19 protein-coding genes and 1 pseudogene are annotated in these 26,510 nt (G+C 40.0%); 5 read left to right on the plus strand and 15 right to left on the minus strand.

Going from position 1 to position 26,510, the window contains the following annotated elements:
• The 14 genes from ACT29H_RS02220 to ACT29H_RS02285 all read right to left on the minus strand — a co-directional run.
• A partial coding sequence (locus ACT29H_RS02220) for an IS4 family transposase (protein WP_444819963.1) occupies positions 1 to 795 on the minus strand: 795 nt, incomplete at its 3' end.
• Between the two features lie 278 nt (positions 796 to 1,073).
• Positions 1,074 to 1,877, minus strand: coding sequence for an IS3 family transposase (locus tag ACT29H_RS02225; RefSeq protein ID WP_444819964.1), 804 nt, complete (start codon positions 1,875 to 1,877; stop codon positions 1,074 to 1,076).
• A gap of 38 nt (positions 1,878 to 1,915) precedes the next feature.
• Positions 1,916 to 2,137, minus strand: a complete 222-nt coding sequence (locus ACT29H_RS02230) for a hypothetical protein (protein WP_444819965.1) — start codon at positions 2,135 to 2,137, stop codon at positions 1,916 to 1,918.
• Between the two features lie 253 nt (positions 2,138 to 2,390).
• Positions 2,391 to 2,516 (minus strand): hypothetical protein, encoded by a 126-nt coding sequence (locus tag ACT29H_RS02235; protein WP_444819966.1) that lies wholly within the window; start codon positions 2,514 to 2,516, stop codon positions 2,391 to 2,393.
• Between the two features lie 144 nt (positions 2,517 to 2,660).
• Complete coding sequence (locus tag ACT29H_RS02240) at positions 2,661 to 2,933, minus strand: IS3 family transposase (protein ID WP_444820403.1); 273 nt, start codon at positions 2,931 to 2,933, stop codon at positions 2,661 to 2,663.
• 176 nt (positions 2,934 to 3,109) lie between these two features.
• The gene (locus ACT29H_RS02245) at positions 3,110 to 3,322 is read right to left on the minus strand and encodes a hypothetical protein (RefSeq protein ID WP_444819967.1); all 213 of its coding nucleotides are present in this window, start codon (positions 3,320 to 3,322) and stop codon (positions 3,110 to 3,112) included.
• Positions 3,323 to 3,493: 171 nt separating this feature from the next.
• A complete protein-coding gene (locus ACT29H_RS02250) occupies positions 3,494 to 4,420 on the minus strand; it encodes an ROK family protein (protein ID WP_444819968.1) in 927 nt (308 codons plus the stop codon).
• A 9-nt stretch (positions 4,421 to 4,429) separates the two neighbouring features.
• Positions 4,430 to 6,166, minus strand: a complete 1,737-nt coding sequence (locus tag ACT29H_RS02255) for a class I mannose-6-phosphate isomerase (protein ID WP_444819969.1) — start codon at positions 6,164 to 6,166, stop codon at positions 4,430 to 4,432.
• Positions 6,167 to 6,539: 373 nt separating this feature from the next.
• On the minus strand, positions 6,540 to 8,885 hold the full coding sequence (locus ACT29H_RS02260; RefSeq protein WP_444819970.1) for a GH92 family glycosyl hydrolase: 2,346 nt from the start codon (positions 8,883 to 8,885) through the stop codon (positions 6,540 to 6,542).
• Positions 8,886 to 9,169: 284 nt separating this feature from the next.
• A complete protein-coding gene (locus ACT29H_RS02265) occupies positions 9,170 to 10,183 on the minus strand; it encodes a glycoside hydrolase family 76 protein (RefSeq protein WP_444820404.1) in 1,014 nt (337 codons plus the stop codon).
• Positions 10,184 to 10,416: 233 nt separating this feature from the next.
• On the minus strand, positions 10,417 to 11,628 hold the full coding sequence (locus ACT29H_RS02270) for a glycoside hydrolase family 76 protein (RefSeq protein WP_444819971.1): 1,212 nt from the start codon (positions 11,626 to 11,628) through the stop codon (positions 10,417 to 10,419).
• Between the two features lie 254 nt (positions 11,629 to 11,882).
• Positions 11,883 to 13,025, minus strand: coding sequence for a SusE domain-containing protein (locus ACT29H_RS02275; protein WP_444819972.1), 1,143 nt, complete (start codon positions 13,023 to 13,025; stop codon positions 11,883 to 11,885).
• 21 nt (positions 13,026 to 13,046) lie between these two features.
• Entirely contained in the window at positions 13,047 to 14,651 is a 1,605-nt protein-coding gene (locus ACT29H_RS02280; RefSeq protein ID WP_444819973.1) for a RagB/SusD family nutrient uptake outer membrane protein, read from the minus strand.
• Between the two features lie 106 nt (positions 14,652 to 14,757).
• Positions 14,758 to 17,730, minus strand: a complete 2,973-nt coding sequence (locus ACT29H_RS02285; RefSeq protein WP_444819974.1) for a SusC/RagA family TonB-linked outer membrane protein — start codon at positions 17,728 to 17,730, stop codon at positions 14,758 to 14,760.
• Positions 17,731 to 18,155: 425 nt separating this feature from the next.
• Between ACT29H_RS02285 and ACT29H_RS02290 the strand changes: the two genes are divergently transcribed.
• Complete coding sequence (locus ACT29H_RS02290; protein ID WP_444819975.1) at positions 18,156 to 18,881, plus strand: GntR family transcriptional regulator; 726 nt, start codon at positions 18,156 to 18,158, stop codon at positions 18,879 to 18,881.
• Between the two features lie 138 nt (positions 18,882 to 19,019).
• On the opposite strand, the pseudogene ACT29H_RS02295 reads toward ACT29H_RS02290, so the two are convergent.
• Positions 19,020 to 19,157: pseudogene (locus ACT29H_RS02295) on the minus strand (transposase); the annotation flags it as partial.
• A 74-nt stretch (positions 19,158 to 19,231) separates the two neighbouring features.
• Here ACT29H_RS02295 and tnpA point away from each other — a divergent pair.
• The 4 genes from tnpA (at position 19,232) to ACT29H_RS02315 (ending at position 26,375) form a co-directional block, all read left to right on the plus strand.
• Positions 19,232 to 19,498: an IS66 family insertion sequence element accessory protein TnpA gene (tnpA, locus tag ACT29H_RS02300; protein WP_444819976.1), complete on the plus strand. Its 267-nt coding sequence runs from the start codon at positions 19,232 to 19,234 to the stop codon at positions 19,496 to 19,498.
• Positions 19,499 to 19,593: 95 nt separating this feature from the next.
• Positions 19,594 to 19,875, plus strand: a complete 282-nt coding sequence (locus tag ACT29H_RS02305; RefSeq protein ID WP_444819977.1) for a hypothetical protein — start codon at positions 19,594 to 19,596, stop codon at positions 19,873 to 19,875.
• A gap of 330 nt (positions 19,876 to 20,205) precedes the next feature.
• A complete protein-coding gene (locus ACT29H_RS02310) occupies positions 20,206 to 25,401 on the plus strand; it encodes a Calx-beta domain-containing protein (RefSeq protein ID WP_444819978.1) in 5,196 nt (1,731 codons plus the stop codon).
• 29 nt (positions 25,402 to 25,430) lie between these two features.
• Complete coding sequence (locus ACT29H_RS02315; protein WP_444819979.1) at positions 25,431 to 26,375, plus strand: PorP/SprF family type IX secretion system membrane protein; 945 nt, start codon at positions 25,431 to 25,433, stop codon at positions 26,373 to 26,375.
• Positions 26,376 to 26,510: the final 135 nt, after the last annotated feature.

The raw sequence follows: 26,510 nt of genomic DNA on the forward strand, positions 1-26,510 counted from the left end.
AGCATAGTAAACTATTCTTCTCAGAACGAAGGGATACTTTTTCCTGGTCTGGTAGCCAGTAAGATTTATCGTTTGATCAAGCAGGATATTATCCTCTCCGTCCAGAAGCTCGTCACCATCAACAATTTCAAATTTGAGGCGAGACTTCTGTCGGATAACAAAATAGGAGCCAATCGTATTGATTGTATACAACCTTGCAAGGTCATAATATCCCTTGTCAAAAATGTAGAACGCATATGGCTCATACGGAATCTTATCCATCGCATTCACATCGTGAACTTTTGCTTCCGTGATATGAATGTAAGTTGGTATCTGGGTTACAACGTCAAACAACGTGTGAACTTTGATACCACCCTTGTTTTTTCTGAAGTATGCCCACTTGAACAAGCTCAAACAAAGGTCTATCGTGGTGGAATCGAAGGCATAGTACTTTCCATGCAATTCGAACGGCCTGTTAATTCGCTTGCTTTGAGCAATATTGATCATGTGAAAGGCAAACTCTTCAAAGATCTTGTAGTCCCGGTTTACATTCGCATAGGAGAGATTGCTCAGTTTAATATCTCCTTTGCCAAATCCGAGATGGTAACTCTTGTTTTTGATAGAATTAACGATACACGCAACCTCCCTGAGACTGTCACAGGAAGCCAATTGCCCATACATCATTACAAGCAATTGGTTCCAGCAGGTGAAAGTTTTCACCCATTTATCTCCGTTATGTCGCTTGACAATCATATCAAAAACTCTTTTGGGCAGGAAGTCGATGAGTTGACTGAATATATATTTGCCACTATTCATATTTACCTGATTTATTTACAGGCAGTAAAGATGGAAAATGAATTCAAATCGACACGTGACTTTTCTGCTTATAATAAACTACATATTAACAACTTAAAAAGGTTCTATAAAAAATCTTTTGGACACTCGTGATAGACAGTTGTACAAACATAAAATTTTCTGCCGATAATTGCATCGGCAAGGAACCACCGAAGGCGATTATTGTACCGATGGTTGTAGAAATGTTACGGCGCCATACATTTCGTTTTCAGACTCATCTTCAACCCCATTGAGGGGTTTCAGATGAGGGTTGAACTGTGGAGTCTATGATTATTGTATTTTTCATAAAACAAAGTTAAGCACTGCTCTAAATCATTCATCGACCAGAATTTATATCGGTTTAGTTTTTTTGAAAGAATGGCATGAAAACTGTCAATATGCCCATTTCCCTGTGGCATATAGGGATGAGTAAAGACCTGTGTTAACTTGTTTTCTTCAAAAAACTTTCGAATAGATCCGGCAATGAATCTTAAATCATTGTCATTTCTGATTTCAATATCTATCTGCCTGTTGAGGCAATTGTAAGGCTGCAGGTGGTTTTCAATAATATCTACCCAAAGCTCTTTTACCATTGATTTTTTTATGCTGTAAGCGGTCTTGCGTCCCAGTAATACCCTGGTAAAAGTATCTATCACGGTTAATATGAATGCATGTCTTTTGAACTCTTCAACCCAGACAAGCTTTATATCCATTTCCAATACCTGCAATGGCCCTTGAGGTATGACCCGACGATATTTTACAAACGGGCGTGGTTGTCGACTATGTTTTTCCTTAAGTAGCATATTTTCTTTCATTAACCGGTAAACTTTTTTATGATTGATTTGATAGCCAAGTATCATTAAAGCGTAGGTCATCTTGCGATAGCCATAATTTGTATCCGGATCTTCAGATATGGCGTTAATATCGTTTACAACCTCTTCATTGGGGACTTCCAAATGTTTAGAACCATCAATCTTTAAAGTCTTTCTCGATGGTTTCCGTCCTTGTTTGCCAGACTTGTTCCGATAATAAAGCTGATGCTTTGTGATTCCGGCAATTTCCAATGCCAGGTCTCGCTTTAAGCCTTGGTAGATATACCTGGTTACAATCTCCTTTTTTTCTCCAAGGCTTGTTTCTTTTTTAGCAATTCTCCTTTCAGCTTATTCTCAAGCTCTTTTTCGGCTAGCAATTGCTTAAGGGCTAAATTTTCCTTTTCAAGTTCACGAATCCGTTTTAAATGCTGAGGGGTCATGCCGTGATTAAAGCCTTCTTCGCCCATCTCATCATACTTCCTCTTCCTGCAGTAGTACGAGGCAGGGTACACTCCGTGCTTTTCTTATGTAGAGGTTACTCCATGAATACTTGTTTCTTTAATTATAGCAAGCTTCTCTTCTTTGCTAAATGTTCTTTTTTTCATCGTGGTAAAGTTATAGTTTTTGTTCTATAACTTTGTCCGATGATTTACGGGGCTATTACAATAGATATAAGTGGAAATAAATAGAAATAGGTTGTGCATGGGATTCACCGCCTCCTCTGCGCCTTGGCGTCTCTGCGTTTGAAGAGATTATGAGGCGCCCCTATTGTGGCACATTTTGAACCGTAATAGCCATGGGGTCAATATCACTGGAATATCTAAGTATGACATTATTGGCGAAGAAACAATCGCTGATGCAATACTCTACCGACTGGTAAATTCTCCCCATCGAATCGATCTATACGATTCCTCTTTGAGGAGAGATATTTTGAATCCTGAATAAACTTTTTGTACTATTGTAACATTTCTCAGATTGGCACATTTTAATCAAATTCACAGGCACAGTCTGATCGAAATAGCCATCCGGGGAAGGCTACACTTCCACCGGAATATATGTTATCTCCATTGCCCATATTTGATTGGGTTTCTCAATTTTTACATCCCGTAATAAATATGGATAAATCGTATGATCTTTCCCTTTATGTGCTTTACATGTATTTAATCGTGGCCAAATTACATGTAAATCCATAATTCGATACAACCTACAAATACGCTTGGGATTCACTTTATGTCCTGCCTCCCGTAAATGCTTAACCATTCGAGACACCCCATAAAATGGTGTCTTTGTGAATTGTTTGTCTATCAGCTACATTATTATATGAACTATTCTTGCGGAGAACATAGTAGCAGCTGCAGCGGCAAATATTCAAAAGGCGACACTGATGCTTTATGCTTAATTCATGCGTCTTGCCACCTTTGTTTTACGCTCGCTGGTGGCTATTTCCCCAATACTTTTTTTAAAAGTCGACCTGACCTACCTTTTTATAGAGCTCTTTTTTCTTTCTCAAAATCGTCTTTGGCGACTCCTCTCTCAAATACATGCCTAGCTTTGCTGAGAAATTGGCTCTTCCATGTAGATATTTGATTTGGATGAAGGTCATATTTTTTGCCTATTTCCTGAATCGTCTCTCTTTTGAAATGCCTCAAGAACAACTTTTGTTTCAAATCCCGAACTGTAATTTTCCGCTTCTTCATAACAACAAGTTTACAAAAATTTCTAATGGTACTTGCTGTCTAAATTTGGGGGATAATTATATTTATAAAAAGATATTTCAGATTTATTTCCTTCAAAATATTTTTCGTTGTTACCACTCTGTCATTTTGATATTGATTTTTGAGAAAACTCCAGTCATCTCCTAAAACCATTTATTTGCCCAACTTTACCCATATGCGATCATCCATGAGTTGTGAACTGCCAATGATTTGCGCCTTATCATTTAAATCTGATTTTTCTATAACTATTTTAAAATTCATTGACCTGAATACTGATTTCATAGAAGGTTCAAAAAGATGAAAAGCTTTTGAGATGTTGCCCCCTATAACCAAAACCTCAGCCTCAAATTTTTTCAACCAAGGAGCGAGCAAACTTGCAAGTCCTTCGCCAAATTCCAAAAAAACTTTTTTCGCATTGGTATTATTGTTTTTCGCTTCCAAGGCAACTTCTTTTGCTCCTTTAACTTTAACTCCTGCCAAGGCATGAAATGCATTCACAATTCCTCGAGTTGAAAAATAATCGTCAGCGACAGATTCCTTGTAGGGTAAATTCCAAACAAAACCATCTTTTGGTACATTAGCTCCTTTAAAAATAGGAATTCCATCTTCAATAAAACCAGATCCTAGGCCTGTTCCAATTGTTAATGAAACAGACCTCTTTTTATTGATTGCTTTACCAATCCTAGCTTCACCAATAGCAAACGCCACAGCATCATTAATAAATCGAACATTGATATTCTCCGGGATTCCCAGAAATTCTTTAATGGCTCCACCAATATTAAGTCCATAAGTATTTTCGTACTTATGAGTTTCTCCATTAAAAAGAGATATACCATTTACATAATCAAATGGACCAGGCATTGCAAAACCAACACCTTTTAGATTGTTCCATCCAACTGCTTCTATCGTTTTCAAAATTGCTTCACTCCATGTACGAATAATTACGTTGGATGAAGCATGATTATCAACATTTTTTTGGAAAAAAGAACCCGGTATTATTTTTTGTGTGTTTAAATCAACCGCGGCACAGCTAATATGACTGCCGCCTATGTCAACTCCTATTGAGATATTTTTTTTCATAAATTCTTATTAAAATCTAACATATGCCTTAATTGTGGCGATGGTCTTTCCTTTGCTAGTTCCAAAGGGAGATATTTTGAATGATTTAACTGCTGCAGGGATAATAAAAGTTTCTGCATATCTCACAATGAAGGGTTCGAAAAGAGAGTCAGGGCTTTCTACAACAGCTTCACTTCCTTCTATTAACATCATTACATTAACACTGCCGTTTCCGTTATGAAGAACGGGTTTGGAAAACCAATGTCGTCTTGTCTCAATAAATTCACATCTATGTAATCCTGTTTTTTCTTCTACCCAACCGTCGCCTTTGCTTACAATTTCAATTTTATTGATTAATTCTTCTTCCACAAATCGTTTTCTTCTCTCATTTTTTATCACATTTCGTGCATGTTTTATATTTATTGGTCGGGGTTTACCGTCAAGACCAAGCCTTCCCCAGTCCCACATTTTAAAAGTGAAAATATATGGTGTAGAACTTATTTCCAGGACCATTGCATCTTTCCCCGAACAGTGAATGGTTCCTGCAGGAATAAGAAAATGGTCGTGCTTTTTGGCAGGGAACTTATTTACATATTTTTCAGCATCAAATGAATTTCCATGAAGTTGAGCATTTTCCAACTCATCAAACATTTCTTTTACATCTGTGTCGTCTTTAAGTCCCAAATAAACAGAACCATTTTCTCCGGCATCAAGTAAATAGTAACTTTCATCCTGAGTATAATGCATTCCAAAGTTTTCCTGTATGTAGGTGGTGTCGGGATGTACCTGCAGACTGAGATTGCCTCCCCCCATTGTATCTAAAAAGTCGAATCTTATTGGAAATTCTTTTCCAAACCTGGCTTCAACAGCATCCCCCAATAATGCGACACTTTCGAAAAAAACTACATCAATCGAAGGAAGTTCAATAAAATGGTTGTTAATTTTAAATAAGATGCTGTTTTCTTCAGGTATACAGTTAAAGCACCATGCATGGTTTGGGGCATCTTCGTTTTCAATAGCTAAATTTTTTTCCATCCAATGGCCTCCCCAAGGTCCGGGATCAAAAAAGGGGACAACGCTGAACGGTTGATGAGCAGCTTTTTCGAGCCCTTTTTTAATCAAGTCCATTTTAACTAATTTGGGATCATTGGCCTTATTGGTATCAAGCAAATAACCACATTTAAAAAACCACTCTTTTTTGTGTTTATCACAAACTCTCCAATCAACGAAAAATCCTCTTTTGTATTGATGGTTAAACGATTCGTTGCTGTTTTTTACACCTAAACCATTGATCTTCCCCCGCCTCATTCTTTTTTGGATTTCCCATCTTGCCATATCAGCATATATACGCATGTCAGGGGTTTGCATGAACAGTGATGCACCTGGTCCACATACAACGATTGGCTTGGATGGATCATCAATTCTTTCTTCAAATTTCTTTAACTTATTTATATCAATAAAATCCTCCATATTGAGATGAGTAATAATCCCGAAAATTTCATCGTCTGTTACATCTTTCTGGGTTATATTTCTTATCTCTTTTTCGGATTTAAAAAAATCTTCTGTCTTGAAGAATAATGCATTATCCTTGAACGCTTGTTGAATCTCCTCAATAAAAACCCCTTGATAGCAATCTATCGTAATTGTTTTCTTTTGCCCATCGAGGCAAAAGTCTGCAATCTCTTTCCACCCGCTTTTTGTTTCCCCCGAAATTTCAATAAAAGGAAATTTATTAAACTTATTTTTTTTTAGATTTAAATTTTCCATTTTTTCAATATGTTTTTTCCAATTTTTTATTTTGCTAAATCCACAAATATCTATTTTTTCAATTGTCTTAAGAGTTATAAGGACACCCATTCAATTCAATAAGAAATTGATTCGTTTTTTCGGCGTTAAATATGGTTGTGTTTATTAGTATGATTGAATATTGTAGAATAAGAATTTTCCAGAAAAAAGTAGGTTATATTTTAAAAATCATCATGCAGTAATATTTATAGCACAATTGTTTGTGAATTTTTTTCTTGAAAAATTTCCTTGTCTTATAAAATAGTATTTTCATATTTAAGAGTTTGTAGCATTAGCTGTGAGGCATTTTATTAATAGGCTTTTCTGTATCAACAAGGTGAACGAATGATTATTGTTAGTCTTTGAGATTAATATTTGGTTCTTTCCCCATTTCCAAAACCAAATGGCCTCCACTAATGACTTTTTGGAATGGGATTTTAAGTTTATCATGCTTATCTCCATTGATATAAAGTTTCTGAATATAAGGAGTAGACTCAGAGTTTCCTTTGGAAATTATGGTAAAATTATTTCCGCTGTAATAATCTTGATTTAGTTTAATGATAATCTTATCGAAAAGCGGACTTCCAATTTGAAACTGTGGATTGATTTCGGTCAATCCTTTAATATCAAAAAGTCCCATCGCTGACATTACATACCAGGCACCTAACTGACCTTGATCTTCATCCTGGCCAAAACCATACCCATGCATTGGCTCAACACCATAAAATTCATCACATATAGTTCTCACCCACTTCTGGGAAAGATATGGTTTCCCGGAAAAATTGAATAGCCAAGAGATATGTAGATTGGGTTGATTCCCATGATTATACAAAGCTTTCAGGCCGGAAAAAGCATCCACCTCTGTGCCACCTCCAAATATATTTTTTCTTGAATGTATGAAAATGGAATCCAGACGATTATTAAAGGTTTCGGTTCCCATAAGGCCAATCAAGTCTTCAATATCGTGAGGAACATAAAATGTATATTGAACTGCATTGCCCTCCTGAAATCCAATCCAGGGTTCAAGTGGATCAAACTCCTCAATAAATTGCCCTTCCATATTCCGGGGCCGTATCAGGTTTTTGTCAGGATCGTACAATTTTTCCCATCCTTTTGAAAGCTTCATTAGTTTTTCAAAATCACTTTTTTTATTTAGCTGCTTTGCAAATTGCGCAACCGCATAGCTGCTATAAGAATACTCAAGTGTATGTGACGCTGCAAATCCGGAACCTTCAGGGGTGGTCATAAATGGCAAATCTTCCGAATAAGGAACATACCCTCTATTGACGAATTGTTTGACATCCATTTTACCAGCTCCTTCAATTCTTTTTTCCCAACCAATTTCGTTCTTCAAAGCTGCTTCGTAAGCAGTCTGAATGTCAAAATCTCTGATGCCGCAATTATAGGCTGAAGCAATGGCCAGACTCACAAAATTGGTTCCTACACCGGACACATATTTGCTGTTTGCAATTCCATCACCAAGCCATCCGGTCTCTTTATATACCAACAACTGACTTTGAATCCAGTCTGCATAGTATTCAGGATAAGCCAATGCCCACAATTGTGTCAGATTCCAGAAACCACCCCAAATAGCATCTGTATTGTAATGGTTGTGGATCAATTCTCCATTTTCATTTTTCGCTATAAAACCTACTTCACCATTGTTCATCGGGTAAGACCCATTAACATCATTGGCAAGGCCTCTACCTAGTAGAGCATGGTATAATCCGGTATAAAATTTCACCTTATCCTTCCGGGTACCTCCTTCAACTTTAATTCTGCCCAAATAATCATTCCACGTATTAAGAGCCATAGATTTTACGGTGTCAAAATCCTTGTCACCCGCTTCACCATAAAAATTCTCCTTTGCATTATCCACTGAAGTATATGAAAGTCCTATTTTTAGATTAATCTCCTCATTCTCTGTGGTGACATAATTCAATACTGCGCAAGCCCCTTTCCCTCTAATTACATTATTTGAGAAAACTTCACCATTTCTAAAAAAAGTATTAAAGGAATCTGCTGATTTATCAAGCTTTGCAAAAAAATACATTTTCACTTCAGCCCTCGGTTGATACTTCTTCACATATTCGGGTTTGGTAATCACAAAACCTTCTACCGTATTGCCATCTATGATTTTAATATAAGAATCCTGCACCTCACCACTTTCACCCAATCGATTTCCGATATCAAAAATAACTTTGGACTTTTGAGAAGAAGGAAATGTAAATCTTTGAAAACCAACTCGCTTGGTGGCGGTCAATTCTACGTTTACATCATAGTCTTTCAAAACTACAGAATAATACCCTGCTGTTGCATACTCGTCCTGCTTATCAAACCGTGATCTATATCCCTTATCAGGATTATCCAACAGTCCCGGACTCGTTTTTAGCTCTCCTACCATCGGTTGAATCATAACACCTCCGATCTGAAACTCATGAAAACAGGCAAACCCTTCTATTGAATTGTGCCTTCCGTCATATCCGACGGCTTCCCACCCCTGTTCATTTCCATAACTCCCGTTGGTAGAGGGCCCTAACTTCGCCATTCCAAAGGGGACAGCACCGGGGGTATAAAAAAACCATCTGCTGTGAACAGTTCCAATGCCTGGGTCTACATAATCAGTTAATTTTTCGGTGGAGCAAGAACTTAATTGCAGCCCCATTGCTATCACCAAAAAAAGTATAATTCTTTTTCTCATTTTCTTAATTTTAATAATCAATATTATTTAGCATTTTTCCCTGGTTCAGATGCCAGTTACAGGGCGGTCATCATTATCTTTAAAAATTATCAAATCATTGTCCATGATCATTATTCCGTTTCATTTTATGAAAGTCCAAAATTCATTAATTCATTCCATTCATGCGACGCGTTCAGCAAAGGACTATATTGAATTCAAGCTGTCTATCACAGAAGAACCAAAGAGTAAAAATATCTTTATAGACCAACCCCCTTGTGCCGCCAGAATTTCAGTCTGAAAAATTATTAATCTTCCAAAGAATCATCAATTCCCTTTCTTATGAGTGCCATTCGGGCAAAAAGTTCTACCATACAGGCTTCATCAAGCAGCCATTTGGGCTGCCCCTTCACACCACTACGACTTGTCCAGTCATGAAAGAAAAGTCCGTCAGAATCTGTCGCATTATCAAGGGCATAGTCTGCCCCTTTCATGATTGCATTGATGTATTTTGAATTGTTATCCACTTCAAATAATTCATGATATCCTCTGAACAAAACAACCACAAACCAAGGCAAATCCTCAATATACGAAACATCCTGTTTCGTCCATTTCACATAATAGTTATAACTACCTTCGGCAAGTGACTGTGCATCCTTCAAGAAATGATCCTTTCCGGTAATCTTAAACAAACGGACGGCTGATTGAATCATAACCCCAGTATTATAAGTGTAGCCATGTTTTTGTACAACACCAGCCTCTTCTTCCTTAATTAAAAGGGAATTCCAGATAATGTTTAAGGAATCATCCCTTAAATGATCCATCATCCAATTATAGGAGGCTAACCCGTAATCAAGATATTCGGCATCTGAAGTAGCCTGAAACAGTTTTAATGCCAAGACGGTTGCTTTTCCGTTAGAGCAAGCGGGCTTTTGATCTCTGACACCCTCCAGCCAGGAGACTCCTCCGCCATAATCCTCAGTCCATCCACTCTTAATGAACTCCATTATCTCTCTGGCTTTTTTTAAATAATCAGGGTTTCCGGTGACTTCAAAAGCATCCACATAATCGATCCCCACCAATCCGTTGTCATCATAATATCGGTCAGCATGATTCAGCGCAGAAGGATAAGCCTGATAACCGGGTGGATGGCGGGTAGTATCATAATACTGCTCCACTGCAAACACCATTGAATCCAGATATGGTGAATAATAATCTGAATCCAGTTTCATAAGCACGTTTGTCGCCGAAAACACCCCACTCATAGGCCAAAGAAAAGCCACTTCCTGAGCGCTCTTTACAGAATCCTGGAAATAGAACATCTCCGGTTTATGATCCTGTGGAAAATATTCAGAAAAAAGGCCATATTCGGGCACCCTATATTTATTCCAGATTTTCAGAAACAAATCTTTTGCAGTGTCTTCATAATTTTTCTTATAGCTCCGGACACATCCTTGACATAACAACCCCGTTATTACAAATGCCCAAATCCAGAATCTCATATTTTTTTTATTACCAACCGACAGCACCATCATATAAAAACCTTAAAACCTTATCAATTAAAATCTTCCTCATAAAACAGGGAAAGTGCGCCGTAAGATTCAACTACCGAAGCCTGCATCAAAAGAGAGCAGTACCTCTTAGAGTCTTCTCCAGTCCAATCTTCATAGAAAAAGCCTTCTGTAGTTCGTGCATGTTCATACCCGTAATTAATAAAATTCAGATAACTGTCGATATAACCGCCGGCAGCATCGTAATAAGGTGCCAGATCGATATAAGCTTCCAATAGCTTGGTATTAAACCAGGGATCATGATCGGGATACGAAATAGCCATTCCGTTTCTGGGTTTTACGTAGTAATCATAAGCCCCCTGTGCGGCAGCAATTGCTTCACTAAGATACTCCTGCTCTCCGGTAATCTTAAACAATTCTATTCCTACCTGTATCATAACACCGGAGTTGTAAGTCCACCGCGTATGATTAATATTCCCTTCAGCAGTAATACTGTTGGCATAAGTATTATTCCCTGAATCATAAAATGTGGTTCGAACCCATTCGTACAAGCGCTTTGAAATGGAAAGTAATTCAGCCTTTTGGCTATACCCATCGGCAAGGTTATAAAACCTCAGAAAAAACAAAGCAGGATAACCATTGGAACTAATTCCTTTGTCAGAATCTGCCCCGGGATGATATACCTGATCTTCATTCCACCAGATTCCTCCACCCAACTTATCATCCTCACCACCCATTATAAAGGGGATAATCCTTTCTGCCCTTTCCAAGTATTTATCATCAGAAGTAATCTCATATGCTTCCAATAAACTTAAACCCACAATGGCATTGTCATCATAATAACGTGTCCCCTGGCCTGAAATTCCGTTGGTAGACGAAGAGTAGGCGCCTAGATTGTTGTCGTACGCCCCGACACTAAAATACTTTTCGTAATTATCCACTATCGAAGGATAATCTATATCATAGCCAACTTTAGCCAACATTGCTGATCCGTCAACATACCCCACATATGGCCATAAATAAGAATAGGCGGGATCATCGCTCCTGGACGGATAGCTTTCGTTCATTAATCCCCCGGAAGTGGCTGAATAATATTGATTGATTAAATTAAATATTTCTTTGCCTTTCTCATGACAAAGGGGTTCTTCTTCTTCAGGTTTATCAGGAGATTTCTCCGGCGGAATATATTCTTCCTCCTGACTGCCACAGGCAATGAGAGATAGAAAAATCAATATGGAAAACAACTTAATATTCATTAGTATATAATTTATTTAATTCATTGGTCTAATGAAACTTGCATGACCAATGAGTTTACAGTTCATCATTTTTTGTTTCCGGCTATTTTAGTCCCTAAATATTTACTTGCAGCCTACCGGCCTATTGGCCTAATAACAAAACTTGGCCATGCTCGTTTCATTTGTCAAACATTAGTTACTGTCAAACTATTGAACGAACACTATTACAAAGTGCATAACAGTTCAGAAAAGAACTGCCATGCACGCGTTTAATTCTAACTTAAGGGAGTAATATCTGAAAACCGATGCACCATTATGCCTTGAATATTCGTGTCAATTGTAATGGTACAGGAAGTATAATCAAGGTCTCCGCTCATTTTCCACAAATGTTCCCATTGGCTCCAAGGAAATTCACCTATTTCGTAAAATGAGAGAGATTCGTCTCCGGTTGGCCTTTCAGGACTAACACCATCTTTTCTGCCCCAGCATAAATCCTCGCCTTCAACATTTGCAATAAAATAATATCGTTCTTCTGTCCACCCGAGCCACGAAGGCGGATTTGTTTCAGGTCTGCTGGGATCTATAAAAATGATTTCACAATCCTCAGCCTGAAAAACACCATTCCCGATATAATCGAGGTTGCCTATGACATCATAAGTAGCACCCCAAATAACTCTTACGTTGGAAATTACTTCCGTTTTTACACTAAGAGAATTAAAGTCAACAGTAATTCTGTATGGATTTGAATTTTCATCAATACTATAAGCACCCGTGCCCTCAGTCAATTTACCGTCAGAACCTGCATAATATGTAAAGAAATCTTCGCTGGTACTACTTGTGAAGTAGATATCTCCGGGAACCGGTATTTTAGTGTATATAACAAATACCCCTTCTTCTTCTTTTCTGAACTGTAATCCGCCGTTTCCGTCATTCTCGGTGGCATCTCCATATAAAAACAGTGCTTCTGGAAAGTTGTCAATGCCCTCCGGACGTGTGACAATGATTTCGTTAACTACATTTGAAGGTTGTACAACCCCCCCCTTTGAAGCCAGCACGGTCCATCTCAACTTTCCGGTACTTTCAGGAACAATTCCGGCTTTACGTGCTATGGTGTTTAGCTGGGTGTGAGTAATAGTTAATTTTGGCTGAGCTCCTAGATCGCTCAATAGCGTATCAAGTGGAGAGGAGAAGTCACCCCCTTCTTCATCAAACAGAACCTGATAAATTACGGTAGAGCTGTCTTCAGCACCACCGCCCGTCCATGAAAATTCAACAACATCTCCTGATGACAGGTCAATGTCTACGGATTCAGGAGAATACAGGTCGGTTGGCGTATTAAATTCAGTATTTAATCTGTAATCATCTTCGCATGCCCAGATGCCTGATAAAATTAGACCTAATATTAATAACTTCTTCATATCAAATTCTTATTAAGTTTATCACCAGTTAGAGTTTTGGCTCAAATTAGAATTCAAATCAATCTCATTTTGTGGAACAGGCCACAAATAATGCTTTGAAGGGTCAAAAGACCTTTGTTCTATAGCAACATGACCATCATCCATGCCCTGAACGTCCTCTACTTCCATTCCGTATATCCATCCATCCATAACGTTCTCAGCCGTTCTCCATCGGATAATATCTTTGCGTCTCAATCCTTCAAATGCAAGCTCCGTTCGCCTCTCGTTTCTTATAATCTGTCTTAACTCACTCTGGCTTCCGCCGGGAAAATCAAGGGCTGTGTTCTTACTAAAACCAGCTCTCTCACGCAAGGCCCGAATGGTTAGATCCCAACCTTGTTCATCCATTTGATTCATTTCTACAAGCGCTTCCGCATGCATCAATAACACATCAGCATATCGGATGAGAATAATATTCAATCCGGACATGAGGTTAGCCCGATAGTTTTTATCCCAGTATTTCTTGAGATAATATCCTGTTGCTGATACATCAGAACTGGCACCAAAGCTATCCTGCCCGCCATCTGGTTCGGTATAAACAAAATGATCGCTGCCATCTTCCAAAGGATAACTGTTCCCGTCATAAACCACTGTTGCTTTTAGCCTGGGATCTCTGTTTTCAAATGGATTTTCAGGATCAAAACTTGAAGCCGGAGCGTCTTCAATTCTATAGCCATCAAGTGTTATGTAGCTATCAACCAATGACTGAATGGGTGAAAGTTGCGAATAGCCTCCCAAAGAAGGGGGTAAAAAATGATATTGGACACTGTGTTCGCGGCTGGACTGAAGGTATTGCAAATCCAAAATTACCTCTGAATTATTTTCATTTTCCAGTGTGAATAATGCTTCATAATCATTAAACAAAAAAAAGGGCCCATTATTTATTATATTCTCAGTGACATCAACCAATTCGGTGTATCTTCCTTCAAAAAGCAAAATACGGGCTTTTAATGCCAAAGCCGCCCAATGAGTTATTCGCCCCACATCATCTCCACTATAAGAAGAAGGAAGATACTCATTATTAATAACCTCATTAAGTTGCTCCAACAACTCTTCAGTAATTACTGATTGTTCGGTTCTTGTTAATGTTTGAGATTGGTCAATGGATATTACTTCAGTAAAATAAGGAACATCTCCAAATTTTGAATAAAGCTCAAAATAGTGATATGCCCTGATAACAGTTGCTTCGGCAGAGTAACGGTTTAATAATTCCTGGGAAAGCTCAGGAACTTGATCAATATTATTTAACAACAGATTACAAGCTCTGATTCCGGCATACCGACTTGACCATTCTTCCTGAACATATGGTTCGGCAGTAGAATACGAACCGTTACCTATGCTTTGATTATATGCATTAGGCACTTTGGTGTAGCCATTATCCGTCATCGCATCTGAATAAAGTACTTTCGAAGCGCTTGATAAAGTTGGATAACAAGCGTTCAAAGCATATAATGCAGCTTCCGGCTTCTGCCAGTAAGTCTTATCAGTTTCTCTGTCGTAAGGCTCCAATTCTAATTCAACACAGGATACGGCTGAAAAAGAAATTACAAGAGCCAATAGTTTAAATATATTTTTATGTGTTTTCATAGATGTACTATTTGACAATTATAGTCGTATGAGATTTGCATGTAGCAGTTTTTACACATTCTCATTGTGTCAGGCTCTATCATGCTTATTTTATATCACTCTTTTCTTAAAAATTAAGACTCAATCCCAGTGAATAAATCCTTGCAACCGGATAAATACGACCACTTCCATCGGCAGTCTCCGGGTCCCAACCTCCAATCATATCAGTTATGGTCAACGCATTTTGAAGGCTCAAATAAAATCGAAAACTATCTACTCCTATCCATTGTGTCAGATTATTCTGGAATGTATATCCCAACTGTAGATTCTTTAATCGCAGATAAGCGGCATCCTGAATCCAAAAATCAGATTTTGCAGCATTATTTGCAGATTCCGAACCAACGGTCAATCGGGGATATGAGGCATCCCGGTTGACCGGCGTCCATCTGTCCAAATGAAAATCAAATACGGGCCCTTCATTGTTATTATGGAATGCTTCAACAGATTCTCCTCTTAACCAAACGCTTCTTTGACCAACTCCCTGCCAGAACATGGAAAAATCAACATCTTTCCATTTGAGTGAATAATTCAACCCGAAAGTAAACCTGGGAAAAGAGTTTCCAAGAACAAATCTGTCATCGTCTTCCTTAATCAGTCCATCACCATCTTTATCAAGGTATCTAATGTCGCCTGGTTTAGGCGTAATACCATCCAGATGAGGGCCTTCACCAACTTCATTTTCATTCTGGAAAAAGCCGTCCCAACGATATGCATAATACGAGTTTATGGGGTAGCCCTCTTTAATTATGGTATTTATATCCCATCCATAAATCCATTCAGTCCCTTTTGTATCAACTACTTCATTTCGGGTATCCGAAATATTAGCACTTATGGTTTGTCTGAAGTTTTCAGTCCTGTGATGGTAGGTCACCGAAAGCTCCCAGCCGTAATTTTTAACTTTTCCTGCATTCTGAATCGGTGCTCCACCTCCATAAGTTCCCGGAACAGGTAGATTTATAAGGATATCTCTGGTCATATTATGGAAATAATCAAACGTCAGATTCAGAGAATTATTAAAAAACCCTACATCTGCTCCAACATTAAACATTCTGGTGGTTTCCCACTTCAAATCTCTGTTTGCAGCGGAAAATCCAGCTATATTCACAACCTGATCACCGAAGTTGTAACCGTTGTAAACAGAAACCGCAGACTGATATTGGTAATCTCCGATTCTATTATTTCCGACAAGCCCCCATGAACTCCTTAATTTTAAAGAACTAACATATCTCTCAAGAGACGCGAAGAATGGCTCCTCGGATATTCTCCAAGCCCCTGACATTGAAGGGAACAATGCAGAACGATTATCCTCGGCAAATTTGGAGGAATAATCTTCTCTCAAATTAAATTCTAAAAGATATTTCTCCCTGAAATTGTATCCGAGGCGACCAAACAATGAATAAATAGACCAGTCACTAGCCCAACCCTGATTTTGAGTATCTTCTGTTTGAGAACCGGCCATTATATCATATTGAGCCTCTTCGGTAATGCGGTAGGTAGAAAAACTATTATTGCGGCCTCCTTCATAAGAATATCCTGCCATTGCGTTAATAGTATGGTCATCAATTACTTTCTCATATTTTAAAATAATATTGGAGGTCATATTTTGAATTCTACCAAAATTCTCGGTCATCCTGTTTTCCTGGTCTCCGGAATCCTCCAGTGCCTTCCTGTTTTCATGCATCCTGTTATTATACAACTGTCCGCCGATCATTCCATTAAGATTTAATCCCTTTAGGATTTTCAACTCAGCGTTAAAAACGCCGGAAAGGTCTCCGTTAGAGTTTTGCCGATATCCCCCATGCTCTAATCGTTGCAATGCATTACTATTACTTCCGCTCGGATAAGTGTATTCCCCGTTCTCATCGACAACGGAATATATTGAAGGCATACGTGTAGCCTGTTCTATAATCCATTCTGTCCAATAAGCATGGTCTTTAATTTCATTCCTGGTATAAGCAACTTTGGCTCCAATACTTAGTTTATCAGATATTTCATGCTCCAGATTAAAACGTGCATTATACTTTTTCAATCCATAAGATGGTCCTTCAAAAAGGCTGGACTGGTCAAGAAAACCAAAAGAAGTGAGAAACTTTGTCTTTTCATTTCCTCCACTAAAAGACAAATTTTGAGATTGCTGGGGAGCTGCGGATTTATAAATTTTTTCCATCCAATTCACATTAGGACCTTCACCACTACGATAATAATTTATCTGCTCCGGGGTAAAAGCAATCTTTCTTCCTGAATTGACCAGCGCTTCATTTCTTAACTCGGTGTAAATCCATGAATCCACAATGTCGGGTAAAAAGGTGGCTTCCTGCAGTCCATAATTGAAATTATAATTCACCTTTGTTTTGCCCGCTTCACCTTGCTTGGTAGTAATTAAGATAACGCCGTTCGATGCTCTTGAACCGTATATGGCTGTTGATGAAGCATCTTTTAGAACAGAAATGCTTTGTATGTCGGCTTGATTAACATTCTGAATATCACCGATAATTCCATCTATTATCACCAATGGATCATTGTTATTCAGGGTATTCAACCCTCTGATATTAATGGAAGGTCTATTCCCGGGCTGTGAGTTCGATTGCTGAATTATCAATCCCGGGGTTGTTCCCTGAAGAGCTTCAACAACATTATTTACAGGTTTTCCTTCTAAAGCTTCAGGTGTAACAGATGAAACAGCTCCGGTCAGGTTCACTTTCTTCTGCGATCCGTAACCTACTACCACAACTTCTTCAAGTCCAAGAGTTGATTCGCTCATTGTTACATTTACCACCTGTCTTCGATCTAAAGGCACTTCCTGCGTCTCCATTCCGATAAAAGAAAAAACAAGAACTTCATCTAAATCCGTTACCGTTAGAGAAAAATTACCTTCCTGATCGGTAATAGTACCTTCATTTGTTCCTTTTTTTAAAACATTGACACCCGGAATTCCTTCATTCCCGGTATCCGTAACTTTACCGGTAACCTGAAATTGTTGTGCTAACCCAAGCACAGGTCCCGATAAAAAAATCAGAATTAGAATCAAATGCTTTTTCATTCGTATAAATTTTAATTAAGTCTTTGGTTTAATGGAACTCGCATGACAAAGGATTTATACATTATTTTTTGTGATATACTCACATTGTCATGCTCGTTTCATGTGATCCCTTTGTTTGTATTGAAAATTTAATTTGTTCATACATTAATTGGATTTTGTACTACAAATGTATGTACAATTATATATTTCGCAAATATTTTTTTGAATTTTTTACATAAAAAGAATAATTAAGAATAGTTTTATATTGTCGAGTAAAAGTTTTATATATTTGTATGTACATGTTGATGTCTTAAATTGGTAGGCAATAGATATAAGTCTAATGTTATTATATTGATATTGTGTGTTTTAGACTTTAAAATTTTTAGATTATATTGTCGCTGACTACAGGGCGTTTGCAAAAGGTTTCAATAAACAATTCATTTAAAATGTTTACAATAAACAAGGACTCCGGAATACCTTTACATGAACAGATTGAAAAAATGTTAAGAGAGTTAATTGCCCGTCCGGAATACATGAAAGAAGGGAAAATGTTACCTACCGAGACTGAACTTGCAAAGTCTTTAAAAGTCTCCAGGGCAACAATTCGCCAGGCAATTACAAGTATGGTCAACGACGGTTTATTAATAAGGAGGAAAGGACTGGGAACGAAGGTTTCTACTGACGGGATTGAAGGTGTCGGACGAAAATGGAAAAGTTTTTCTCAGGAAATGAAATCCCTCGGTATAGAGATAAGAAATTTTGAACTACATGTAATATGGAAAGAGGCGCCGAAAGCGGTAACCGTTTTTTTCAATACAACTCCCGAAAAAAGGATTCTAACACTTCAAAGATTAAGAGGAAGTAAATCAGGGCCTTTTGTCTATTTTATTTCTTATTTCAATCCCGAACTTGAACTCACTGGAAACGAAAATTTCAATTTGCCTTTGTACACCGTTTTAAAAAAATCCTGTGGCTCTATAGCAGCCACCTCACAAGAAAAAATTTACGCTATTAATGCAGATGATGAATTGGCAAAAAAACTGGAAATAAAACCCAATACCGCTATTTTGAAAAGAGTAAGAGAAGTTTATGATATAAACAAAATGCCGATAGAGTATAATATTGGATACTATAGGTCTGACAAATTCACTTATTCCATATCTTTTGATTAGTTGGATTTAACTCAATAGTTAAATTTGGGACTTAGAGCTTTTGCATCTCAAAATTTGTTAACACCGAGAATATTTTTTAATTAGGATTTTTACTTAAAATAACTTATTTTTTAATCAAAAGATAATAATGGTGGTTCATCACGAAAATGCATACCTGGCTCGATGAAGATCTAAAATTTTTAAATTAAAAAATTCCCTATCTCTATAACCATATGCATTTTTCTTAAGCACCTTTATTTTATTATTAATACCTTCTAAAGGGCCTGTAGAGATGGGGTTGTAACCTTCCCCGTAAATCGGACAGCTTAAAATTAGACAAAATATTAATTTTAAGCAGTCAAAAAACAGTTATGAAAAAATCAAGATTTATAGAGAGTCAGATTGTAAAGATTCTTAAGGCGTATGAAAGTGGTATTGATGCCCAAAGTTTATGTCGTGAACATGGGATATCCCGAGCTACCTTTTATAATTGGCGCAAGAAATATTCCGGGATGGAAGTCTCACAGCTTAAACGATTAAAAGAATTGGAAGAAGAAAATCGGAAGCTAAAACAAATGTACGCTGAGGCGAGTCTGGATAATAAGATGTTAAAAGATTTATTGGGAAAAAAGTTTTAAAGCCCTGCCAGAAGAAAGCAAGAGCTGAATACTTACAGACAACTTATAACATCAGCATTGCCAGGGCATGCCGATTAACGGATTTGCATCGCTCGATGTGGTATTTTGAAAGCCGGCGGGATGATGGGGAAGTAATTGATAAGCTCAATGAACTGAGTGAAAAATATCCCACCAGAGGATTTGATGAATATTATGGGCGTATTCGAAATGAAGGTCTGAAGTGGAATCGCAAACGGGTATTAAGAGTCTATCGATTAATGAATTTAAATCTAAGACGAAAGCGAAAACGAAAATTGCCGGCTCGCGAAAAAGAATCTTTAAGCCAGCCACAAGAGATAAATAATCCTTCTCGTCACAATCGATTTATTAGTATATAATTTTTTAACTTATTGGCCTAATGGAACTCGCATGGCTTAACGAATTAGATTTCTATTCTTGTTGTTACAAACTTTAATGGTCATGATCGTTTCACCCACAAAAACGAACCATTCATCAGGCGAATATCCGCCACTAATCATAAAGAAATAGCAAACAATTTCGCAAGAATCATTGAGGGGTTTCCTTTGGTGATGATTTGCCGTAAATTTACCTTCATTGAATCTGAGTTTAGGGGATAAAATATTATTGATCCATCCTAACCCCCTTCAAACTCTATTTCAAAATAACTTAACCAGCAAAAAACAAACACTACGAAAGCCGAAATCAATATGTCTATAAAATCACATGCACAGAAATATCTTTTTTTACTGTTGTTTTCTTTTATAACAATTGCCACCCGGGGACAGACAGTCACTCTTTCGTTGGCCGGAAGTCCGTTGAACGAAGAAACGGGAACCGCAACTCTTACAGTAGAAACGGATCTGACCATTCTGTCAGACATTATAGTTAATCTGACTTTCTCGGGAACGGCCACCTACGGAATAGATTATTCTGCAGAGAATACCATTACAATCCCGGCCGGCGCTGCATCCACGGCTATAAACATCACAGCAGAGACCGATGATCATTATGAATTCGAAGAATCCATTATTGTGGATATAGCCAATGTGATCAACGCAACGGAGAACGGCGAACAACAAGTTACTGCAACCATTATCGATCCGGAAGACATTCCCGAGGTCACACTTACGGCTGATCAGGGACAAATTGCCGAAGGAACCTCATCCAACATTACTGCCACGCTCTCCAATCCCACCTATGAAGCGGTTACGGTCGCCCTCACGGCAACAGATATTAACACCGAATCAGGGGATTATACCCTCTCTAATGGCTCTCTAATCATCGCTGCAGGTGAGACCGAGGCTTCCACCACCCTTACGGCGGCTGAGGACGACATCTTTGAAGGGGACGAGCAATTGCAGCTATCAATCTCAGGGGTCACCGGAGGTGGCGCAGTATTCGCCTCGCCGCAAACGGCAACCATCACCATTACAGATCTACAAACCGCACCAACGGTAACCCTCGATGCTAATTCTCTTTCCATTTCTGAAAACACCGGGACATCGACCTTGACAGCCACCCTGACCGGACCTGTCGAATCGGAAACCACCATCACATTGGCTGTTACCGGAGGATCGGCAGATGAGGAAGACTATACTCTTCCCGGAAGTATAACCATTAATGCCGGTGAAACAACGGGCTCCACTTCCCTTACAACATCCAATGACAATACATTTGAAGGATCAGAAACACTTCAGGTGTCTATTTCCGGTGTTCCTGCCGGTTTTTCCATTGGGACCCCTTCCTCCGTCAACCTTACCATTACGGATGATGAGGATGCCCCAGCCGTTACACTTTCCGCTTCCCCACTTCAAATCAACGAAGGATCGTCATCAACCATTACGGTCATCCTCTCCAATCCTGCGGACGAAGAGGTCTCTGTCTCTCTTTCCATAACAGACATTGACACCGAATCCGGCGATTACACTCTGGCAGATGAATCCCTGACCATCGCTGCCGGGGAGACGTCCGCCACCACCTCCCTTGAAGCCAATACAGATAACCTCTTTGAAGGCAACGAACAGCTTCAGGTGGCCATTTCCGGTGTTCCTGCCGGTTTTTCCATTGGGACCCCTTCCTCCGTCAACCTTACCATTACGGATGATGAGGATGCCCCAGCTGTTACACTTTCCGCTTCCCCACTTCAAATTAACGAAGGATCGTCATCAACCATTACGGTCACCCTCTCCAATCCTGCGGACGAAGAGGTCTCTGTCTCTCTTTCCATAACAGACATTGACACCGAATCCGGCGATTACACTCTGGCAGATGAATCCCTGACCATTGCTGCTGGGGAGACGTCTGCCACCACCTCCCTTGAAGCATTCAATGATAATTTTTTTGAAGGATCAGAAACACTTCAGGTGTCTATTTCCGGTGTTCCTGCCGGTTTTTCCATTGGAACCCCTTCCTTCGTCAACCTTACCATTACGGATGACGAGGATGCCCCAGCCGTTACACTTTCCGCTTCCCCACTTCAAATCAACGAAGGATCGTCATCAACCATTACGGTCACCCTCTCCAATCCTACGAATGAAGAGGTCTCCGTCTCTCTTTCCATAACAGACATTGACACCGAATCCGGCGATTACACTCTGGCAGATGAATCCCTGACCATTGCTGCCGGGGAGACGTCCGCCACCACCTCCCTTGAAGCCAATACAGATAACCTCTTTGAAGGCAACGAACAGCTTCAGGTGGCCATTTCGGATGTCTCCGGCGGTGAAGCGGCGGTAACCGCGCCTCAAACGGCTACCATCACCATTACAGAACAACAAGCTGCCCCAACCGTTAGCCTCAGTGCCACCCCTCTCTCTATCTCTGAAAACGGTGGTTTGTCCACACTCACCGCCACACTGACCGTCGCCACAACAGAACAAGTCATTGTTTCACTGAATGCCACGGGCGGTACAGCCACACCGGATGATTATGCTCTGCCGGCCTCCGTCACCATCGGCTCCGGAAATTTAGCTGGCTCAACGACCGTCACAGCCATTAACAACGACAGATATGCACCTGATAAGTCTATTATCATTGAAATTACAGGTGTAGAAGGCGGAAGTGCACTCCCTGCTTCAGACGAACAATCTGTAAAGATTATCATTGAAGATGATGAGATTCCACCTTCTGTCTCCTTGTCAGCAACACCCACTTCTTTAACTGAAGATGGGGGCTCCTCCACCATCACGGCCACCCTAAACAGGGCAACATTTGAACCCGTTACGATTTCCTTAGCTGCCAACAATGGCTCGGCCGAAAATGAAGATTACCAGCTTACATCCAACACAATAACCATCCCGGCCGGCGCATTATCCGGTCAGACATTTCTCAATGTTCAAGATGATAATATTTACGAAGGTGGAGAAAATTTGTCCATTACTATTTCCGGAGTTTCGGGGGGTGATGCTACTGAAAACGGCAACCAGACCATAAATCTTTTTATTCTTGATGATGAAACACCGCCATTGGTTTCTTTGTCGGTAATACCCCAAAGCATTACCGAAAACCAATCATCCACTGTCACCGCCACGCTGGACAATGCCACAGAAGAAACAGTTTTAGTGGTTCTGGAAACCACTAACATTTCGACCGAAAACAATGATTACAACCTCGCCTCTTATTCCATTTCCATACCTGCCGGAAGCACTTCCGGAAGCACCACTTTAGATGCCATTTCTGACAATCTATATGAAGGGGATGAAGAACTGGGAATCAACATATCTCAGGTAGCCGGAGGCTCCGCTACCATTGACGGCTCGCAGGAAGCTTCCATTACCATTGAAGACATGCAAAGCCTCCCGGAGGTATCCCTCAATATCACCGGCTCACCCTTTTCTGAGGATGGTGGATCAGCGGTATTAATGGTGGCGTTGTCGCACGCTTCCACACAGGCAATCAATGTTGGCCTAGCCTATTCGGGACAGGCCGACAATGAAGATTATTCCGGTCAGATCACCTCTTTAACCATTTCGCCTTATGAAATCCAGGAAACCATTACGCTAAGAGCCATAAATGACCGGGAAGCCGAGGGGGATGAGACCCTCTCCATATCACTTTCTTCGGTTGTCAATGCCTCGGTGGGTGAACCACAAGAAGTCTCTGCAATCATACTGGACGACGACATCGCAGGCATAAAACCGGTGATATCGGGCTCGGGTACCATCACCTCAGAATCAGGCACTGTTGATAATATCACCATCGAACTCAATACGGAGCCGGCTGCCAATGTTGTTATCCAAATTACCGGGCTTGATGCATCCGAAGGAAGTCTGAATACTTCCGAATTAACATTTACCCCACAAAATTGGGACACGCCACAAATTGTCACCATTACAGGTGTAGATGATAATGAAGCCGACGATGACATCACCTATACACTGACTTTTGCGGTTATCAATGAACGATCTGATCCGGCTTATCACGATTTATCTGTCCCCATAAATGTCATCAATACAGACAATGATGCTGCAGGATTCACCATCAACACCACCAACACGGCAACCGTTACTTCAGAAACGGGAACAACCGATATCTTTTCTGTGGTATTGAACAGCAGACCATATGCGGAGGTGGTTTTTGAAATCATGGGATTGGACTCTACGGAGGGCATGCTCAGTGCTGAGGAACTTACCTTTACCCCCGATAACTGGAACCAACCCCAGACAGTAATCATCACCGGAGTAGATGATAATGAAACAGATGGCGACATTAGTTATACATTGACAATAGAAGTAATAGACGAACGGTCGGACGAAGCCTACCACGGTCAAAGCAACACCCTGCTTATCACCAATGCCGATGATGACTCTGCCGGTCTGATTCTCGAACCACAATCGGCCACTTTGGAAACGTCCGAAGAAGGATTACAGGCTAGCTTCAACCTCCGGCTGGCTAGTCAACCCGCCTCCAATGTGGTAATTGCCATATCCGGGTTGGATGAATCGGAAGGATTATTAAGCCGCACCACACTGATCTATACCCCGGAAAACTGGAATCAGTCGCAAAAGGTAACCATAACCGGGAGGGATGACGAAGAAGTGGATGGTAGCATCACCTATGCCCTTAGGCTTGCTGTGGACAATGACAACTCAGATGAAAATTACCACGATTTGTCAATCCTCCTGAATGTAACCAATACCGATAACGATCAGGCCAATCAGGCTCCCACCCCGGTTGACGACACCTATCAGACCGACCAGGACAGGATGCTGAACGGCAGCTCCTTACTTGCAAACGACTCGGATCCCAACAATCATGAACTAACCATCAACACAACCCCCATAACACCTCCGGAAAACGGCACGCTTGAAATCAATCCCGACGGCACATTTACCTACACCCCTAATGAGGGCTTCGCAGGGACCGACAGTTTTGACTACGAAGTCTGTGACAACGAAACCCCACCTCTTTGTGCTACCGCATCGGTTTCTATTTTAGTTGTTGCAATCTCGGACCACGATAATGATGGCATCCCCACCAACCAAGAAGGATATATGGATACCGACAATGACGGCGTTCCCAACTATCTGGATACCGATAGTGATGGTGATGGGGTGAACGACTCGGAAGAAGGCACCGCCGATTGTGATGGCGATCAAATACCGGACTATCTGGATACCGATCCCTGTTATGAAGTGCCGGAAGGGTTCTCCCCGAACAACGACGGAATCAATGAGACCCTTAAAATCCCATGGGTACAGAGATATAATAAAGTCACCTTGATGGTTTTTAACCGATGGGGCAGTCAGGTTTACCGAGATGAAAAATTTTCCGGACAATGGGACGGGACCTCCAACAGCGGGGTCACCATCGGCAAAAAATTACCGGCCGGAACCTATTATTATATCATTACTATTGGGGATATTAATAAAACCATCAGCGGATATTTCTTTATCGCATGGTAGAAATAACCTTAGCCAAACAAAAGGAAAAAATGAAGCACTCAAATCATATCAGAACCGTATTGTTATTAACTTATTTGCTGACAGGTTTTATGTTTTCGCAAAAAGCTTTCCCTCAGCAAGAGCCCAAATACACCCAGTACATGTACAACATCATCACTGTTAATCCGGCTTATGCGGGAACCCAAGATGCCTTAAGCATGGTATTTCTTTCGCGCTTGCAATGGACTGGCTTGGAAGGTGCTCCACGAACACATAATTTTGCACTACATGCTCCGGTTCGCAACCACACCATGGGCTTGGGTTTTTCAGTGGTAGCTGACGATTACGGACCGGTCAGCAATTTCTTTCTGAACATTCACTATGCCTACCGGGTCCGTATTACAGCCAAAACCATTCTTTCGATGGGCCTCAATGGCGGTGTATATAATTATCACGTGGGATTGAGTTCCCTCAATGTGGATGGAACCGACCCGGCTTTCAGCAGTGATCTGGAACAAAAGTTTATACCCAATGCCGGCTTTGGCCTATATCTCTATTCGCCCCAATTTTATGTGGCGGCATCTTCACCCAGGCTTTTTCAAATGCCTCTGGAAAATGACAACTCAGAAATGCAGGTTCTAACACTTCAAAGACATTTTTTCATTATGGGCGGGTATCACATTGAACTGAATCCACAATTTATTTTGAAACCATCATTTATCACCAGGATAACAGAAGGGGCACCCTTCTCGACAGATATCACCATCCGTTGTTTATACAAAAAAGCCTATGGAATTGGGTTTTCCTATCGTCCGGATGAGAACCTGGCTTTACTGGCAAGCCTCCAAGTAAACGCCCGCTTAATGATTGGATACGCATATGATTTCCCTCAGTCCGAATTGCGTACATTATCCAACGGGAGCCATGAAATGGTGATACATTTCAGTCTAACCAAAACACCTAAGGAAAAAGTCATCTCCCCACGAGATTTTTAACGATCTCCTACTCACTCTTGTAAAAAATGACTATTTTGTGCCTAGTAGTCATGAGTTTTCAGGGCAGGCACCATTTTATCAGCAAGTCCATTTTTTATCAACTTTTCAGCGATGAATGAATGCTCCGCTTTAGGC

Origin of the sequence: Thermophagus sp. OGC60D27 (genome assembly GCF_052400625.1) — a bacterium.
Lineage (GTDB): Bacteria > Bacteroidota > Bacteroidia > Bacteroidales > Marinilabiliaceae > Thermophagus.

Coding starts and splice junctions, on each gene's coding strand:
- ACT29H_RS02235 (WP_444819966.1), bottom strand. CDS start 2,516: ATGGGGAGAATTTACCAGTCGGTAGAGTATTGCATCAGCGATTGTTTC.
- ACT29H_RS02245 (WP_444819967.1), bottom strand. CDS start 3,322: ATGAAGAAGCGGAAAATTACAGTTCGGGATTTGAAACAAAAGTTGTTC.
- ACT29H_RS02250 (WP_444819968.1), bottom strand. CDS start 4,420: ATGAAAAAAAATATCTCAATAGGAGTTGACATAGGCGGCAGTCATATT.
- ACT29H_RS02255 (WP_444819969.1), bottom strand. CDS start 6,166: ATGGAAAATTTAAATCTAAAAAAAAATAAGTTTAATAAATTTCCTTTT.
- ACT29H_RS02260 (WP_444819970.1), bottom strand. CDS start 8,885: ATGAGAAAAAGAATTATACTTTTTTTGGTGATAGCAATGGGGCTGCAA.
- ACT29H_RS02265 (WP_444820404.1), bottom strand. CDS start 10,183: ATGTTCTATTTCCAGGATTCTGTAAAGAGCGCTCAGGAAGTGGCTTTT.
- ACT29H_RS02270 (WP_444819971.1), bottom strand. CDS start 11,628: ATGAATATTAAGTTGTTTTCCATATTGATTTTTCTATCTCTCATTGCC.
- ACT29H_RS02275 (WP_444819972.1), bottom strand. CDS start 13,025: ATGAAGAAGTTATTAATATTAGGTCTAATTTTATCAGGCATCTGGGCA.
- ACT29H_RS02280 (WP_444819973.1), bottom strand. CDS start 14,651: ATGAAAACACATAAAAATATATTTAAACTATTGGCTCTTGTAATTTCT.
- ACT29H_RS02285 (WP_444819974.1), bottom strand. CDS start 17,730: ATGAAAAAGCATTTGATTCTAATTCTGATTTTTTTATCGGGACCTGTG.
- ACT29H_RS02290 (WP_444819975.1), top strand. CDS start 18,156: ATGTTTACAATAAACAAGGACTCCGGAATACCTTTACATGAACAGATT.
- tnpA (WP_444819976.1), top strand. CDS start 19,232: ATGAAAAAATCAAGATTTATAGAGAGTCAGATTGTAAAGATTCTTAAG.
- ACT29H_RS02305 (WP_444819977.1), top strand. CDS start 19,594: ATGTGGTATTTTGAAAGCCGGCGGGATGATGGGGAAGTAATTGATAAG.
- ACT29H_RS02310 (WP_444819978.1), top strand. CDS start 20,206: ATGTCTATAAAATCACATGCACAGAAATATCTTTTTTTACTGTTGTTT.
- ACT29H_RS02315 (WP_444819979.1), top strand. CDS start 25,431: ATGAAGCACTCAAATCATATCAGAACCGTATTGTTATTAACTTATTTG.